The organism is Deinococcus roseus, from assembly GCF_014646895.1.
GTDB lineage: Bacteria > Deinococcota > Deinococci > Deinococcales > Deinococcaceae > Deinococcus_C > Deinococcus_C roseus.
The window spans coordinates 40,167-56,059 of record NZ_BMOD01000006.1; the positions used below are offsets into that span (position 1 = coordinate 40,167).

A 15,893-nucleotide genomic window follows, 5' to 3' on the forward strand; every position below is an offset into this window, starting at 1 on the left:
GTTACTCCCTCAACTCCATCACGTCATCTTCCACAAAAATCCCCTTCAAGAGCACCCGGTCTCCTTCCAGCAGCACGGGAATCTCCCAGCCAAAGGCCGCCTCAAGTTCAACGTCTGTAGAAATGTCTTTCTTTTCGTATTGTATGCCAGCCTGCTGCAGCAGGTGTTCTGCCTTGTCGCACAGGGTGCAGCCCGGTCTGCTGTAGAAGGTGAAGGTCTTCAAGTCAAAGCCCTCCACAGCACCAGCCCACCCATGATCAGGTGCATGATGAACTTGCCCAGAATCCCGGCCAGCAAACCCACCAGTGCGCCCCATGCGCTTTTCAGGGCGGATTCTGGAGGCTGCTTGTTCAGCAGTTCAAACCCGAAAGCCCCCACAAAAGGACCGATGAACAATCCCAGTGGACCCAGGAAGATCCCCACGATGCCGCCCACAATGGCCCCCAGCATGGCAAGGTTGGTGCCTCCATACTTTCTGGTGCCCCAGGCACTGGCGATGTTGTCGATGGTCATGGTCAGCAAGGCCAGCAGCGCCAGACCGATCAGCCAGGCCCAGGTGACCTCGGCAAACCCGGTCATGTAAGCGTAAATGAGTGCCCCCAGCCACACCACGAAGGTTGCCGGGATCACGGGAATGAAGGTGCCCACCAGCCCCACCAGCCACACAATGACGAAAATTGCAATTTCCATTGACTGACAGCGTACTACAATAGGGTGAAAAATATGTGACGGAGGATCGCCGAGAGCACAGGGCAAAAGGCTCGAAGCCTTGTTGTTGAACAACCAGGGGTTTTTGCAGGGCATCAGAAAAGGCAGTCTCCTCAAAGTTCAAGCTTTTGGGCATTGACCTTGAGATTTCTTCAAATCACAATGCTCTTGGCTCTTGGCTCTTGGCTCTTGGCTCTTGGCTCTCGGCTCTCGGCAATACTCGTTTTACCCTAAAAATCTCTTCCATTTTTCCTTCGTCAATTCACTTTCCTGCTGTACAAAGCTGTATAGGCAGCAGTATGTTAGGATCAAAAGCAATCCAATCTCCGTTCAATCCAGACCTTCAAACCCCAGCAGAAATCCATCAACAGGACTGATTCCTGTGCCCACGGAGGAAGCATGTCGAAAGCCGTGATTGTCAGCCTCAGCAGAACCCCCATTGGCAAATTTCTGGGTGGCCTGAGCAGCCTCAGTGCCCCTGAACTCGGAAGCATCACCCTCAAAGAAACCCTCAGAAGGTCTGGGGTGGATGCCAGCCTGATCGAAGAAGTGATTCTGGGACAGGTGATTCAGGCAGGAACGGGTCAGAATCCGGCGCGTCAGGCGGCCCTGAAAGCAGGACTCCCCAGCAGCGTTGGAGCACTGACCATCAACAAGGTGTGTGGAAGTGGCCTGAAAGCCGTGATGCTGGCGGCCCAGAGCATCCGGGCTGGAGACCAGCACGCCGTTCTGGCAGGCGGTCAGGAAAGCATGAGCAATGCCCCCCACCTCCTGATGGGAGCACGTCAGGGATACCGTCTGGGACATGCTCAGGCTCTGGATGCCAACATTCAGGACGGCCTGTGGTGTGCCATGACCGACCAGCACATGGGCATGACTGCAGAACTGGTTTGCCAGAAGTACAGTCTGGACCGGGCCAGTCAGGACACTTACGCTTACGGCAGCCACCAGAAGGCCCTGCAGTCCATCGATGAGGGACGCTTCAAAGAAGAAATTGTGCCTGTGGAAATTGCAGGCCGCAAGGGCAACACCATCATCGACACCGATGAAAGCCCCAGAAGGGAAACCAGCCTGGAAGCCCTTGGAAAACTGAAACCTGCTTTCACCAAAGAAGGCAGTGTCACCGCAGGAAATGCCCCTGGCTTGAACGATGCAGCAGCCAGTCTGCTGGTGGTCAGCGAGGAATTTGCACAGACGCACGGCCTGAAACCCCTGGCGGAAATTGTTGGTTATGCCACCGGCGGTCTGGACCCCGAATGGGTGATGATGACTCCTGTTCCAGCCACCCAGAACCTGCTGAAGAAACTGAACCTGCAGGGCAGTGACATCGACCTGTGGGAAATCAACGAGGCGTTCAGTGTGCAGGCGCTTGCGGTCACCCAGGAGCTGGGCATTGATCCAGAACGCATCAATGTCAATGGTGGGGCAGTGGCCCTCGGGCACCCCATTGGGGCCAGTGGAGCCAGGATTCTGGTGACTTTGCTGAGTGCCCTGAAGCAGCAGGACAGAGAAATGGGGGTGGCCACCCTGTGCATGGGTGGAGGCAACGGTCTGTCCATGGCCGTCAGGCGGCTCTGATTTTTCTGATTTCGGGTTGTGTGTGGGGCAGAGGGATCAAAAACATGTCTGAAAACCTGGGATCTGTCCCGGTGCAATAAAGGAGCCGCATGAAATTTGGTGTGATTGGTGCAGGTCAGATGGGAGGAGGCATCGCACAGGTGGCGGCCCAGAGTGGGTTCACCGTGCTGGTGCAGGATGTGCAAGAGGCTTCACTTGAACGGGGAAAAAGCACCATTCAGAATTCCCTTGCAAAGCTCCATGAGAAGGGCAAAATCAGCGAGGCCCCCGAAGAGATTCTGTCCAGAATTCGATTCACCACCTCTTTGCAGGACTTTCAGGACTGTGATCTGGTGGTGGAGGCCATCATTGAGAATGAAAGCCTTAAACTGGACCTCTTTCAACAGCTCGGGCAAATTGTGAAACCTGAGGGGGTGCTGGCAAGCAACACCAGCAGCATTCCCATCACCAGCCTGGCCACCGCTTCAGGCCGTCCAGCACAATTCATCGGGATGCACTTCATGAACCCGGTGCCCCTGATGGGCCTTGTTGAGGTGATCCGGGGTTACTCCACCAGCAATGACACCGCAGCATTCGTTGTTGAAACCGCAAAACAGATGGGCAAAACCCCCATCGAATGCAAAGACTTTCCAGGTTTTGTCTCCAACCGCATCCTGATGCCCATGATCAACGAAGCCATCCAGTGCGTGATGGAAGGTGTTGCCACCCCCGAAGCCATTGACGGCATCATGAAACTGGGCATGAACCACCCCATGGGACCCCTGACCCTGGCAGATTTCATTGGACTCGACACCTGTCTGGCCATCATGGAAGTGCTGCACAAAGGCCTCGGAGACGACAAGTACCGCCCCAGCCCTTTGCTGCGCAAGATGGTGCAGGCAGGACTTTACGGGCGCAAAAGTGGGAGAGGGTTTTACACATATTGAGGAACAGGGGGAGCTTGCCCCCAGCCCTCCCAAAAGTGAGGAAAAGCTCAAACCCTCCTCACCACATTTTTTCTGGGTGTTTTAACCTGAGGCTGTGAAGTTCCGTGCCCTGCTTTTGCTTCCCGTTGTGTTGACCGGGTGCCTGAACCGCCCTGCCAGTCCTCAACCCCATCCCCAGTCCAGCCCTCAATCCAGCACACCTTCCGGGGGAACATCCATGCAGCCACAGACCTACCGAATGCCCAGTGAAGATGCGCTGCAAAGGCTGCTGAAAGCCACCAATGCGGCCCGTGCAGTGGCCCGCAAGTGTGGCAATGATGTCTATGCTGCTGCTGGTCCCCTGATGCTCAACATTCGCCTGATTGCGGCGGCCCAGACCCATGCAGAGGACATGGCCGAACATGATTTCTTTGCCCACGAGGGATCAGACAGATCGGATGTGGTGGTGCGGGCGCTGAGGTTCAATTACAGCTACCGCATGGTGGGAGAGAACATCGCAGCAGGCTACCCGGATGTTCAGACCACCATCGATGGCTGGCTGACCTCTCCGGGCCACTGCAGGAACCTGATGAACCCTGATTTTCGGGAGGTCGGGTTTGGGTATGCTGAGAAACAGGACACAGAATATGGTCGTTACTGGGTGCAGGTTCTGGGTGTGCAGCACTGAGAAAAACGCCTTAAAGGGATTCGTGCTGCTTCTGCAACTGAAGTTCTCCTGAAAAAGCAGTACCCTGAGGTATGAAACAACTTGTTCTGGTGGCTCTGGGACTTTTGACGGCATGTGGCACGCTGGGAGGCACGCCATTGGACTTCAGCGGGGTGGTGGTGCTGGACGCGCCCTCTCAGCAGATGATGCTCAAGGCCGTGAACGATGCCAGAGCTGTTCCCAGGAACTGCAAGAAAGAGATGGGAGGGACCACAGCTTTTCCTGCAGCTCCTGCTGTGAAACTGCAGAACAAACTTTCTCTGGCTGCGCAATACCATGCCCAGGACATGGTCAAAATGGGAGCTCTGAACCACACAGGTTCCAGAGGCGACCAGACCCAGGACCGGATTCGGGCTGCAGGATACAGCTTTGATGAGGTGGGAGAGAACCTGGCTGTGGTGACCTCCAACACCGCCCTGGCGTTGCAAAAAACCATTGAGGCAGCGATTCAGGCGTGGCTGGACAGTTCTGCAGGCCACTGCCAGACCCTGATGGATGCCCAGTACACCGAACTGGGGGTGGGCTTTGCCGAAAATGCCTCTTCTGCAGACCGCTATTACTGGGTGCAGGTGTTTGGAAACCCCTCCAAATAACGGAAAATAAGCATAAACAAGCATCCGAAGCTTGTTGGAACAGGCCTTTTGGTCTGTCTGTTCCTTAAGCGTTTTGGTGAATGTGAAAGATGAACGATTTGTCTACACTGAACACGTCTGAAGCACACGTGGCGGAACAGGGTAGACGCACAACACGCCGGGCAACCGGCATTTCCGTCCCCGCCACCTCATCCGAAACCCTCGGGTCGACAGGTGATGGTTATCTGGGATGTTGCGCCCGCAAGGGCATGTGGGTTCAAATCCCACCGTGTGACCCACTTCAGACATGAATGAGAGGTGTAGCTCAGTGGCTAGAGCGGCAAAAATACCGTCCTCTACACCTTGCTTGCATTTCTTCGGAAGTCGAGCCGACAGGGTGATGGTTATCGACTATGGATCGGCAGGTCACAGGTTCGAATCCTGTCACTTCTCTTCAAGTTGTTTTTTTCTCTTTTTCGTGGGGGTGTAGCTCAGTGGTAGAGCAGCAACACCGTCCGCCAGCCCTTGCTCGGAAACACAGACACACACTCCTCTGGTCCCGAGCCGACGGTAGATGGTTACCGACTGTTAATCGGCTGGTCGCAGGTTCGATTCCTGTCACCTCCACCACGCTGTGCATGCTGTGAAGGTTTGTGGGCTGTCCCACGGCCTCACAGCATGTGCAGAAAAACACAAAACACTGGCTCGCCATTCAAACCCTCTTTCAATGTTTTGACACGTCTGGGTCTGTAGCTCAATAGGGGGAGCATCTGTTTTGCACACAGAAGGTTGTGGGTTCGAGTCCCACCTTTTCCACCAGAGGGAGAAATCCCTCATGTCAAACACTCCGCGTCGTGGAGGGATGGGTTACCTGAACATCCACGACAAAATAAAAATTCCTTCTTGCGGGTCGAAACAGCTGGGTTACCCTCCAGACCACCCAGTTGTGAACCCTCACCCGCAAGCTTTCAAGTTTTGCTTTAAACAGGTGCTGGATGGATTCAAGTCGCACTTTTTGTATGGATTTGAATTTTTAAATCTGGGTTTGACCCTGTGGGTCGGAGGGAACAGGTTACCTTAACCTTTCAAGTTAAACCGTATACATCCTGTTCGCGTTTTTCATCTGCAGGTTTTGATTTTCGGACGGGTTTTCCAGACAGGCGAGTGGAAATCTGCACTCCCCAAATCCATTTCCGTTTTTACCGGCATTGGGTCGCTGGAACTGGGTGACCTCACTTTCCCTCCGGGGGGTTGATCCACCTGTAAACCTGCAATGTTTGACCAGGGCAGCAAGCTGAAAAACCCTGGTCTCTGCAGTAAGGTTTGCAGAACCGCTGGAAAATGTTTGTCTCAGAAGGCCGGGTCGAAGGTGATGGGTGATCTGTCTGAACCACCGAAACCCACACCGGAACATCATCCGGCCTTGATATGTGCCGTTTAACCGTTCAAAGAAACGGTTCGCCAATAAGCCATTCCCTCCCGAAAGAAGGTGAAAACATGAAGTGGACGAAGCATTACCAGACCGCTCGCACCCCTCAGAACCAGCCCATCCCCGGAACGAGCCAGAAAGCCAACAACGCTGGTGGTTACGCCTGGGAAGTCGGTGACTGGATTCAGCTGGACCGTTTCCTGATCCTCGGATCGGAAGGCGGAACCTATCATGTCAGTGAACAGAAGCTGACCATCGAGAATGCAGAGGCCGTCAGACGCTGCATTGAACAGGATGGAATCAGGACCGTCAAACGGATTGCTGAGATCAGTGAATCCGGACGTGCCCCCAGAAACGATCCTGCCCTCTTTGCACTGGCGATGTGCGCAGGTTTTGGTGATCAACAGACCCGAAAAGCTGCTCTGGAGGCCCTGCCCCGTGTGGCCCGCATCGGGACGCACCTGTTCCACTTCATGGATTACGTTCAGGGTTTTCGTGGATGGGGTCGCGGTCTGCGCCGTGCCATTGCCGACTGGTACAACCAGAAGGATGTGAAGGCTCTGGCTTACCAGGCAGTGAAATACCGCCAGCGTGACGGCTGGACCCATCGGGATGCCCTGCGCCTGTCTCACCCCAAGGCCCAGAGTGATGCCCAGCAGAAGCTGTACCGCTGGATCACCCAGGATGAGTTTGCTCCTGCTGAAGGTCTGGAGATCGTGGATGCTTTCAGGCAGGCCCAGACCGCCTCTCTGAAAGAAGTGGTTGGCCTGATCGAGAAGTACAGGCTGCCCCGTGAAGCCATCCCCACCGAATTCCTGACCCGTCCGGAAGTGTGGGAGGCCATGCTGCCCCACATGCCCCTGGAGGCGATGGTGCGCAACCTTGCCAACATGACCCGCATTGGTCTGGTCACCCCCATGAGCGAAGCAAGCCGTCTGGTGGTGCGCAAACTGGGTTCCAGTGAAGCGATCCAGAAGGCCCGCCTGCACCCCATCAAGGTGCTGGCTGCCCTCAAGACCTACCAGGCCGGTCACGGCATGCGCGGTCAGGAAAGAAGCTGGACTCCGGTTCAGCCTGTGGTGGATGCACTGGATGCTGCGTTCTACACGGCATTTGGTGCAGTGACCCCCACAGACAAACGCATCATGTTGGCGCTGGATGTCTCGGGAAGCATGGAGTGCGGTCAGATTGCGGGTGTGCCCGGACTGACCCCCAGGGTGGCGAGTGCTGCCATGGCCCTGGTGACCGCTGCGGTGGAAAGCCAGCACATGGTGACCGGATTCAGTGCTGCCAACGGTGGATACGGCGGCCAGTGGGGTGGGGGAGACCCCGGAATGACCCCCATCAAGATCTCTCCCCGCCAGCGTCTGGACGATGTGATTCGCACGGTGGCTGCGGTTCCCATGGGTGGAACGGATTGCTCTCTGCCCATGCGCTACGCCCTGAAGGAAAACATCCCCATTGACACCTTCGTGGTTTACACCGACAGCGAAACCTGGGCAGGCAGGATCCATCCCACCCAGGCCCTGCAGCAGTACCGCCGTGAAATGGGCATTGCTGCAAAACTGATTGTGGTCGGGATGGTGTCCAACCGCTTCAGCATCGCAGATCCAAAAGACGCTGGAATGCTGGACGTGGTGGGTTTCGACACTGCTGCCCCCGAAGTGATGAGCGATTTCATGCTGCAGTAAACATTCAAGCATCAACATTCAAGCATCAACATTCAAGCATCAACCTTCAAGCATCAACCTTCAAGCATCAACCTTCAAGCATCAACCTTCAAGCATCAACCCATGCAATGCCAGTCTGGCACTGCATGGGTTTTTTTAAGGAGAGAGGAGATGGGTGAAGGTCAGTAACACACGGTGTGGGTGTAGGGGGCAGTGATGCTCAGACCATAATTGTTTTTGAGGGTCTGCACGATGTCGTATTCTGCGATGCACCAGTTGCTGTTGCCATTGGTTTCCTTGCGCAGGATGCCGTAAGGACCGTCGTACTCATTGGCGTTCCAGGCCCAGTAGAAGAAACTGGGAGATTTCCCTTTCACCCCGTTGATGAAATTTGCCCCCCAGACGGTGCCTCCTGTGGCTGTGCTGCTGGTGTCCGGGACCATGCCGAATTCTCCAATCACCACTGGCGCACCACTGTTGACCACGTTGCTGACGATGCTGGTGGCATTGCTGGCCGTGACCCATTTGCCGTAAAAGTGGGGGCTGTACACGATTTGCTGGTTGACGCCCCCGCCAGAGAACAGCCTTCCCGATGCTGTGGAGGCCCCGCTGATGTCTGCTCCCCAGTTGGGGGTTCCGCCTGATCCTTCCACGAAATAGAGGATGTTGCGTCCGGTCAGGGTGCTGTAGGTCTGTTCCATGCGGGTCACGGCCTGTTCTGCGTAGCCTTTCCAGGTGCTCCAGCCCAGTTTGTGCGGTTCATTGAACACATCGATGCCGATCACATTGGGGTTGTTTTTGGCGACCTGGGCCAGTTTTTCCATGTAATACAGCCAGGATCCCAGGTCCCAGGTGCGGTCTGGGCAGGTGGAGGGATCGCCCACCAGGTTGCCCCCCAGGTAGCTGGGGCTGCAGGTCTGGTATCCCAGCAGCACGTACATGTTGTAACTGTTGGCTTTCTGCACCACGGTGTTCAGCATGGTGTTGCTGCCGGTGGCGTTGTTCCAGATGGTGTCTGCAGAGAGGGGAACCCGGATGGCATTGAATCCCAGCGCCTTAATGCGTGAAAACCAGAAGTCGAGGTCGTGGGTGCGGGTGCTGCCATTCAACACATCGCTGGTCCAGGTGCCGCCCATTTGCTGGCTTCCGTCCAGACCGTACCAGTTGATGCCTTTGAGGGTGACCACCGTGCCGTTGTTTTTCAGGAGGGTCTGGCCGCTCACCACTGTGGCAGTCCAGTTCTGGGTGGTGATGCCCTGTGGGGTGATTTCCTGGGAATGGGGGGTCTGCTGGGAGCATGCGGCAAGCGAAAGGGTGAAAAGGGACAGGACAAGGCGGTTGCAGTTCATCTTGAGGGTCCTTTCTGGCGATTCGTTCAGCAATCCTGGATACGATTACTAAACAAAATGGCCCGAAATTTTGATCTGAAGATCTGAGGCATGGTCTTGCCGGGCCGCTCGCACGTTTGTAGATTTGGTTGTTTGATTGAGGGCATCTTACTCCCGACTTTCACATCTTGCAACTCCTGTCTATACGAATAAGTTTACTAAAAAAGATGTTTGTTTCTTGATCAAACAAATGGGTTCAGTCTCGCTGCTGACCCCTGACGACCCACCACCCTGCGGGTTATGATGCCCACATGTCCGTCCCCGAGTTCCACCTGAACATCAACGATCCTGCATTTGTGCGTGATCCCTACCCGACCCTTGAACGCCTCAGAGATGAGATGCCCGTGTTTTTTGATCCGGTGTGGGGCAAGCATTTCTTTGCCCGCTACGATGACATCTCCAGCATCCTCAGGGACCGCAGGTTTGGGCGCAGCATCCTGCACATCCTGTCCAGGGATGAGCTGGGCTGGCCTCCGGTGGACCCGCGCAGAAAGGAATTTGAAGCCTTCAACAGCACCCACATGCTGGACCGGGAGCCTCCGGACCACACCCGTTTGCGTGCGCTGGTCTCCAAGGCTTTCACCCCCAGACGGGTGGAGGAGCTTTCAGAACGCATTCAGGCCATTGTGAACCGCACCATTGATGCCCTGAAACAGCAGGAAAGTTTTGATTATGTGGAGGAGTTCTCTGAACCCCTGCCTGTGACCGTGATTGCAGAGCTTCTGGGCGTTCCTGAGGAGCACCGCCCTAAATTGCGCCCCTGGTCTGCTGCCATCGTAAAACTCTACGAACTGGGGTACACCGAACAGCAGCAACACGAGGCAAACCAGGCCACCATCGAATTCTCTGCCTTTTTGAAAGAACTGGCAGAAGACCGCAAGATCCATCCCGGAGATGACCTGATCAGTGCCCTGGTGCAGGTGGAGGAATCTGGAGACCGGCTCACCCAGGATGAACTGATTGCCACCTGCATCTTGCTGCTGAACGCCGGTCACGAAGCCACGGTGAACGGCAGCACAGCGGGCATGCTGGCCCTGCTACAACACCCTGAGCAAGTTGCCCTGCTGAAAGAGGAAGCCCAGAAAGAAGGCTCCAGCACGCCCCTGTTCAAAACCGCCATTGAGGAGATGCTCAGGTACGACACCCCCCTCCCGATGTTCGAGCGCTATGTGCTGCAGGACATGGAATTCAATGGTGTTCCCTTGAAGCAGGGTCAGGAGGTGTGCCTGCTTTATGCCTCCGGGAACCGGGACCCCAGAAAGTTTGACCGGGCAGATGAACTGGTGCTCACCCGTGAACAGAACCCACACCTGACTTTTGGATTGGGCACCCATTACTGTCTGGGTGCGCCTCTGGCCCGTCTGGAAATGCAAGTGTCCATCAAGACCCTGCTGCAAAGGATGCCAGATCTGCAACTGCTGCACCCGGAGGCTCCCACCGAATACGTGGGTGGGTTTGTGATCCGGGGCATCAAGGCATTGCGAATGAAATCCTGACCCGGAATGGTTCAGGTGGTCCAGTGAGGGCTTCACCATCCTCCTGTACGAAGCATCCTGATCAACTGTTGCTGAAAATACTGCTCTACTTTTTGCTGTCTGGTGCCGAGTCCCAGGGCCATGCAGGTTCCATGCAAGACCATGCCTCCCAGAAAGCCTGGAATGCCCCCGGTGATTTTCAGGAAAATGCGGACGGTCTGCTCCACATTTCCTGCAAAAACATTCAGTATGCCCCGGGCCAGGGTGTCTGCCAGGTCTTCCGACAGATTCGAAAAAGATGTTCTGCTGGCCTCCAGCAGGGCATCTGCTTTTTGCTGAAGGGGTGCGACTTCACTTTCCAGACAGAGGTGGTGTTCACCGTCTTGGCCTTCCCGGTTTTCCAGCACCACAACGGTTCCCCTGTAATGAAAATGGGCTTTCAGTCCTTTGCTGCTGGCTGGTAACCAGTTCAGGCTGGAGTGCTGCCATACGGAAGTGGCCTGAACAAATATTTTGCGAATGCCCTCTTCCAGGGCCTGGGAAGATCGATGTGAATCTTCATGGCATTTGAGTGTTTTGAACCAAACCATACGGGCCATCCTTTCAGTATAGGATGGCCCACAAAATTGATGTAAAGGTTTACTGGATGGCTTTTTGAATGCGGGCCAGCACCCGCGCTTTGCCCAGCAGCCTGAGCATTTCTCCCATGTCAGGGCTTTCCATGGTTCCGGCAATGGCGGCACGCACGGGAGGCATCACTTTGCCCAGTTTCAGACCCGCTTCTTCTGCGTAAGCCTTGAAAAGGTCATGGGTGGAGTCGTGGGAGAAATCTTCTAGGGCTTCCAATCTGGGCAGCAGGGCCTTTAATACGTCCTGACCGCCGTTGATGTTGTTCTGGGCTTTTTCATTCACGGCATAATCTTCGGACCAGAAGAAACCGGTTTTGTCCCAGAATTCGCTGAAGACCTCAATGCGGGGCAGCATCAGTTTGACCACACCCTTGAAAAAATCATCGTTCTGGACTTCATGACCGTGCTCCTGCAGGTGGCTGTGCAGGCGCTCTGCCACCGTTTCAAAGGGCAAAACTTCACGAATGTACTGGGCGTTCAGCCATTTCAGCTTGTCCCACCCGAACACCGACCCTCCCAGACTGATGCGCTCAAAAGAGAAAGCCTCGGTCAGGTCCTGCAGGTTGAAGATTTCCCGGCCATCTGGCATGGAAAAACCCATCATGCCCAGGTAGTTCAGCAGGGCTTCGGGCTGCACGCCTTCTTTGCGGTACCACTCCACAGAAGTGTTACCTTTGCGTTTGGAGAGCTTGGTCTTGTCGGGGTTCTGCAGCAGCGGCATGTGAATCCAGTTGGGTTCCTGCCAGCCAAAAGCCTGATACAGCAGCACGTGAATGGGTGCAGAGGGAATCCACTCCTCACCACGGATCACATCGGTGACGCCCATCAGGTGGTCATCCACCACCACTGCAAGGTGGTAGGTGGGGAAGCCATCCCCTTTGATCAGCACGGCATCTTCCACACCTGCATTGTCAAAGCTGATGGTGCCCCGCAAAGCGTCTTTCAAAAGGGTGCTTCCAGCTCTGGGGCTTTTCAGGCGAATCACATGGCGTTCTCCGGCAGCCACCCGTTTGCGGGCATCTTCCAGGGGGATCTGTCTGGCCCGACCATCGTAACCCAGGTTGATGTTTCTGGACCTCAAATCTTCCCGGATGGCCTGCAACTCCTCGGGGGTTTCAAAGGCGTGGTAAGCCCAGCCCGATTCCAGCAGTTGCTCTGCGTGTTTGTGGTAATTTTCCAGACGCTCGCTCTGGCGGTAAGGGGCGTTTGGACCCCCAATGTCAGGGGCTTCATCATAAGGGATGCCCAGCCAGACGAACATCTCCAGAATGCGTTTTTCGGACTCGGCGTTGTAACGGCTGCGGTCCGTGTCTTCGATGCGAACAATGAACTTTCCGCCATTTTTCTTGGCCCAGATGTAATCAAAAAGGGCCTGGTAGGCCGTCCCGACGTGCGGGTCACCGGTGGGGCTGGGGGCAATGCGAGTCACAACCATAAAGAAGAGGATACCGCAAAGTGAAACGCCGAGCGCCGAGCGACCCAGCGGTCACAAACCGTTTTGGACCGCGTTGTAGGGTCAAGAAGCGACCCAGCGGTCACAAACCGTTTTGGACCGCGTTGTAGGGTCAAGAAGCGACCCAGCGGTCACAAACCGTTTTGGACCGCGTTGTAGGGTCAAGAAGGGCCGAGGGCGGCAACCAGATCCGGTCACAGTGACTGGACCATGTGAAAGTTTTTGTCTTCTGGAATGGAAAGCAGCTTTGACGGATGCCGTTTTCTGTCAAAGCTCCGTGCTGGTCTTTCGCTCCATCAGGGCAAAATTGAACGCTGGCTTTTGGCTCTCGGCCCTCGGCCCTCGGCCTTCCCTGATGTGCCAAACTGAAGCATGGAATGGCTGTTTTACTTTCTGGTGGTGCTGTTCTTTTTTGCGCTTCCAGCCATCATTGTGAATGCAATTCAGAACTCAAGGGCCAGGACCCAGCAAGAACAGCTGGATGTGCTGAAAAAAGAAGTGGCTTTTCTGCGCCGTCAACTGGCTGAACTCAGGCAGGACCTGCTGAACGACAGGCCTTCGCCTGCTGCAACGGTTTCAACAGCTCAGGAACTGCTGGAACAGCCTGTGAAAGACAGACCCGTGGCAGAGCCTCAAGTTCCACCTCACCAGGTGCTGCAAGAAGACCTTCCTGCTGCCCTTCCCGAACAAGAAACCTTTACAGAACAGGCTCCAGAAGCAGTTGTTGCAGAGCCTTCTGCTCAGCCTGCTCCAGTCCCTCCAGCTTTCCCCGGACGGAGTCCCTCTCCCGGTTCAGGGCCGGTCAGGCCCAGATCCTCACTGGATCAGGAGGTGGACCCGGTGGGCTGGCTCCTGAAGTTCTTCACTGGAGAACGTGCACTGGTGCGCCTTGGGGTGCTTCTGGTGCTGCTGGGCATGGGTTTTCTCTTGAAGCTCACGGTCAGTCAGGATCTGGCTGTTCTCCTGAAGCTGCTGATTGCTGCCAGTTGCTCCGGGATTCTGTTCGGCTGGGGCTGGTATGTCAGGAAGTCCCGCAAGGTGTTCAGTGTGGCCCTGCAAGGGGGAGCGCTGGGCATTCTGTATTTCATGGTGTATGCCTCCAGTGTGCTGTATGGCATTCTGCCTTTTGCTGCAGGGCTTTTGTTGTGGCTGCTGGTGGGCATCCTGGGCGGAGTTCTGGCCCTCAGGCAAAACGCCCAGATGCTGGCGGTGCTCAGTGTGGTGGGTGGGTTTCTGGCCCCCATCATCATGCGAACAGGAAGTGTGGACCTCACCCCCTCCCTGATGGCCCTGATTTTCACCTACTACACGCTGCTGAATGCAGGAATTGTGTGGCTGTCTTTCCTGAAACTCTGGCGCTACCTGAACGTGATGGGTTACCTGTTCACCTTCCTGTTTGCCAGTGTGTGGGGGGTGCTGGCTTACACCCCTGAGCATTACCCGGTGGCCCAGCCTTTCCTGGTCCTGTTTTTTGCCATGTACACCCTGACCCCGCTGGTGCATGCCCTCAAGCGCAATTCTGGGCGCTCAGATTATGTTTTGCTGCTCAGTGTGCCGGTGCTGTCTCTGGTTCAACAGGCGGGTTTGCTGGGAGGAGAGCGCACCGGGGTGGCCCTCAGCAGCCTGATGGTGGCTGTGGTGCAGTACGGGCTTTACCTGTATGTGAGGAACAGAGGGGTGCTCAGAACGGTGGGGGAGACCTACCAGATGCTGGCCATTGGTTTTGCGGTGCTGGCGGTGCCCCTCCTGACCGGTGCCCTGACCACCAGTGCCATCTGGACGCTGTCCGGGGTGCTCTTGCTGGTGTTCGGGGTTCGTGCGGGCAACCGTGTTCACCGCATCTGGGGCATGGTGTTGCAATGTCTGGCTCTGGCAGCAGTCGTGCTGGGCTGGTTCCCTGAAGGCAGCACGGTGGTGTTGCTGGTCAGTCTGATCTGGGTGAGTGTGGCCCTGCTGGGCAGTGGCATCTTCCTGCAAAGCCAGAAGCAAGCAGGCGCTCAGGGGTTGCTGGTCACGGGTGCATTGGGCTGGATTGTGGCTGCTCTGGATCTGGTGTATTTGCTCTGGAGGAACGACCTGCACCTCAGCCAGTTCTTGCTGGCCCTCAGTCTGGCTTTGCTGGTGCTGCACTTTGTTGCCCAGAGGTTCCAGACCCCCACCCTGTCTGGTTTTGCTTTCCTGTTGCCGGTCTGGGCGGTTTGCACTCTGGGGGTTGGCCTGGTCGGAGATGATCAGCCTTTAAAAGGGTACAGTTTGTTGGCCTGGGCCCTGTATTTTTTGGTGCAGCATGTGCTGCTGGCCACCTCCAGATGGACGGCAGAGGTGCAGAAGTTGCTGCATTTGGTGGTCTCTTATTTGCTGTTCACCCGCCTCATGGTGGTGACAGATGCCCTGCTGACCCAGCAAGGCCTGTCCACCTACGCCTGGGTGTTGGTGCCGCTGCTGTTCTACTGGGTGCACGTGCTGTGCTGGAACAGCTTCTATTACACCCGTGCCTTCCCGGGGTTTTACCGGGATGCTGTGATGGTGCCCATGCAGGTGTTGCAGGCCTGTGTTTTTCTGCTGCTGCTCTCCCAGGGTCCCAGATTGCCTTACCTGCCCCTCCTGAACCTGCAGGAACTGGCACAGGTGGCCCTGTACCTGACCCTGTACTTCAACCGGATGCCCTGGACCATGACCCCGGCAGGTCGCAGGCTCAGGCGCAACACCCTGATTGTGGGTGGGGTGCTGGGGGTCAGTGGCATCATTGTGCGCTTCATGCATGCCCAGTTTGGGTTGCCCTGGGAATTTGGCAGCATTCTGGACCACAACAACACCCAGACGGTGCTCTCCATCTTCTGGAGCATCACGGCACTGGTGTTCACGGTCAGGGCCAACCGCGCCCACGACCGTGACCTCTGGACCATCGGGGCGGGTCTGCTGGCTTTTGTGGTGGTCAAACTCTTCGTTCTGGACCTTTCTGGCAGCGACACCTGGGCCAGGGTCATCAGCTTTCTGGGGGTGGGGTTGCTGCTGCTGTTCATGGGTTTTGTGGCCCCTGTTCCTCCCAGAATTCCACAGGAGGAAAACGCATGAAACTCGATTCAACAGCATTGCAGGAAGCCCTTTCAAAACTGGACGGCTGGCAGGGAAACGATTCTGGCATCTCCAGGGAATTCATGTTTCCCTCTTATGCAGATGGTGTGGCTTTTGCCCTCAAAGTGACCTTGCTGGCAGAGAAAAGCAACCACCACCCGGATGCCCTGACCATCTCCTGGAAGAAAGTGAAGGTGGTTTATGTGACCCACGATGCTGGAGGGGTGACCGAACTGGACCTGCAGGCGGCCAGCAAAGTGAACGCCCTGGTGTGATTTGCTGGG

The 15,893-nt window shown here is 56.0% G+C and carries 13 protein-coding genes and 2 tRNA genes; 10 read left to right on the forward strand and 5 right to left on the reverse strand.

The window, feature by feature from the left end:
• Position 1: 1 nt before the first annotated feature.
• Positions 2–223 (reverse strand): glutaredoxin family protein, encoded by a 222-nt coding sequence (locus tag IEY52_RS10090; RefSeq protein WP_229684716.1) that lies wholly within the window; start codon positions 221–223, stop codon positions 2–4.
• Complete coding sequence (locus IEY52_RS10095) at positions 220–690, reverse strand: DUF456 domain-containing protein (RefSeq protein ID WP_189002565.1); 471 nt, start codon at positions 688–690, stop codon at positions 220–222. The genes IEY52_RS10090 and IEY52_RS10095 overlap by 4 nt, the downstream gene beginning before the upstream one ends.
• A gap of 417 nt (positions 691–1,107) precedes the next feature.
• Here IEY52_RS10095 and IEY52_RS10100 point away from each other — a divergent pair, with 417 nt between their 5' ends.
• The 7 genes from IEY52_RS10100 (at position 1,108) to IEY52_RS10130 (ending at position 7,610) form a co-directional block, all read left to right on the forward strand.
• Entirely contained in the window at positions 1,108–2,286 is a 1,179-nt protein-coding gene (locus tag IEY52_RS10100; RefSeq protein WP_189002566.1) for a thiolase family protein, read from the forward strand.
• Between the two features lie 89 nt (positions 2,287–2,375).
• The gene (locus IEY52_RS10105) at positions 2,376–3,212 is read left to right on the forward strand and encodes a 3-hydroxyacyl-CoA dehydrogenase family protein (protein WP_189002567.1); all 837 of its coding nucleotides are present in this window, start codon (positions 2,376–2,378) and stop codon (positions 3,210–3,212) included.
• 94 nt (positions 3,213–3,306) lie between these two features.
• The gene (locus IEY52_RS10110) at positions 3,307–3,879 is read left to right on the forward strand and encodes a CAP domain-containing protein (protein ID WP_229684717.1); all 573 of its coding nucleotides are present in this window, start codon (positions 3,307–3,309) and stop codon (positions 3,877–3,879) included.
• A 71-nt stretch (positions 3,880–3,950) separates the two neighbouring features.
• Positions 3,951–4,511: a CAP domain-containing protein gene (locus IEY52_RS10115; RefSeq protein ID WP_189002568.1), complete on the forward strand. Its 561-nt coding sequence runs from the start codon at positions 3,951–3,953 to the stop codon at positions 4,509–4,511.
• Between the two features lie 293 nt (positions 4,512–4,804).
• A tRNA-OTHER gene (locus IEY52_RS10120) sits at positions 4,805–4,943 on the forward strand.
• A gap of 27 nt (positions 4,944–4,970) precedes the next feature.
• Positions 4,971–5,120, forward strand: a tRNA-Asn gene (locus tag IEY52_RS10125).
• Positions 5,121–5,987: 867 nt separating this feature from the next.
• Positions 5,988–7,610 carry a TROVE domain-containing protein gene (locus IEY52_RS10130; protein ID WP_189002569.1) on the forward strand — a complete coding sequence of 541 codons (1,623 nt, stop codon included), beginning with the start codon at positions 5,988–5,990 and terminating at the stop codon, positions 7,608–7,610.
• Between the two features lie 161 nt (positions 7,611–7,771).
• Here IEY52_RS10130 and IEY52_RS10135 read toward each other — a convergent pair whose 3' ends face one another.
• Entirely contained in the window at positions 7,772–8,938 is a 1,167-nt protein-coding gene (locus IEY52_RS10135; protein ID WP_189002570.1) for a glycoside hydrolase family 5 protein, read from the reverse strand.
• A 290-nt stretch (positions 8,939–9,228) separates the two neighbouring features.
• Here IEY52_RS10135 and IEY52_RS10140 point away from each other — a divergent pair, with 290 nt between their 5' ends.
• Positions 9,229–10,473 (forward strand): cytochrome P450, encoded by a 1,245-nt coding sequence (locus tag IEY52_RS10140; protein WP_189002571.1) that lies wholly within the window; start codon positions 9,229–9,231, stop codon positions 10,471–10,473.
• Positions 10,474–10,505: 32 nt separating this feature from the next.
• Here IEY52_RS10140 and IEY52_RS10145 read toward each other — a convergent pair whose 3' ends face one another.
• Entirely contained in the window at positions 10,506–11,051 is a 546-nt protein-coding gene (locus IEY52_RS10145; protein ID WP_189002572.1) for a hypothetical protein, read from the reverse strand.
• A gap of 40 nt (positions 11,052–11,091) precedes the next feature.
• Complete coding sequence (gltX, locus tag IEY52_RS10150; protein ID WP_189002573.1) at positions 11,092–12,516, reverse strand: glutamate--tRNA ligase; 1,425 nt, start codon at positions 12,514–12,516, stop codon at positions 11,092–11,094.
• 390 nt (positions 12,517–12,906) lie between these two features.
• Here gltX and IEY52_RS10155 point away from each other — a divergent pair, with 390 nt between their 5' ends.
• Positions 12,907–15,609: a DUF2339 domain-containing protein gene (locus IEY52_RS10155; protein WP_189002574.1), complete on the forward strand. Its 2,703-nt coding sequence runs from the start codon at positions 12,907–12,909 to the stop codon at positions 15,607–15,609.
• Positions 15,606–15,884, forward strand: coding sequence for a 4a-hydroxytetrahydrobiopterin dehydratase (locus tag IEY52_RS10160; protein WP_189002575.1), 279 nt, complete (start codon positions 15,606–15,608; stop codon positions 15,882–15,884). The genes IEY52_RS10155 and IEY52_RS10160 overlap by 4 nt, the downstream gene beginning before the upstream one ends.
• Positions 15,885–15,893: the final 9 nt, after the last annotated feature.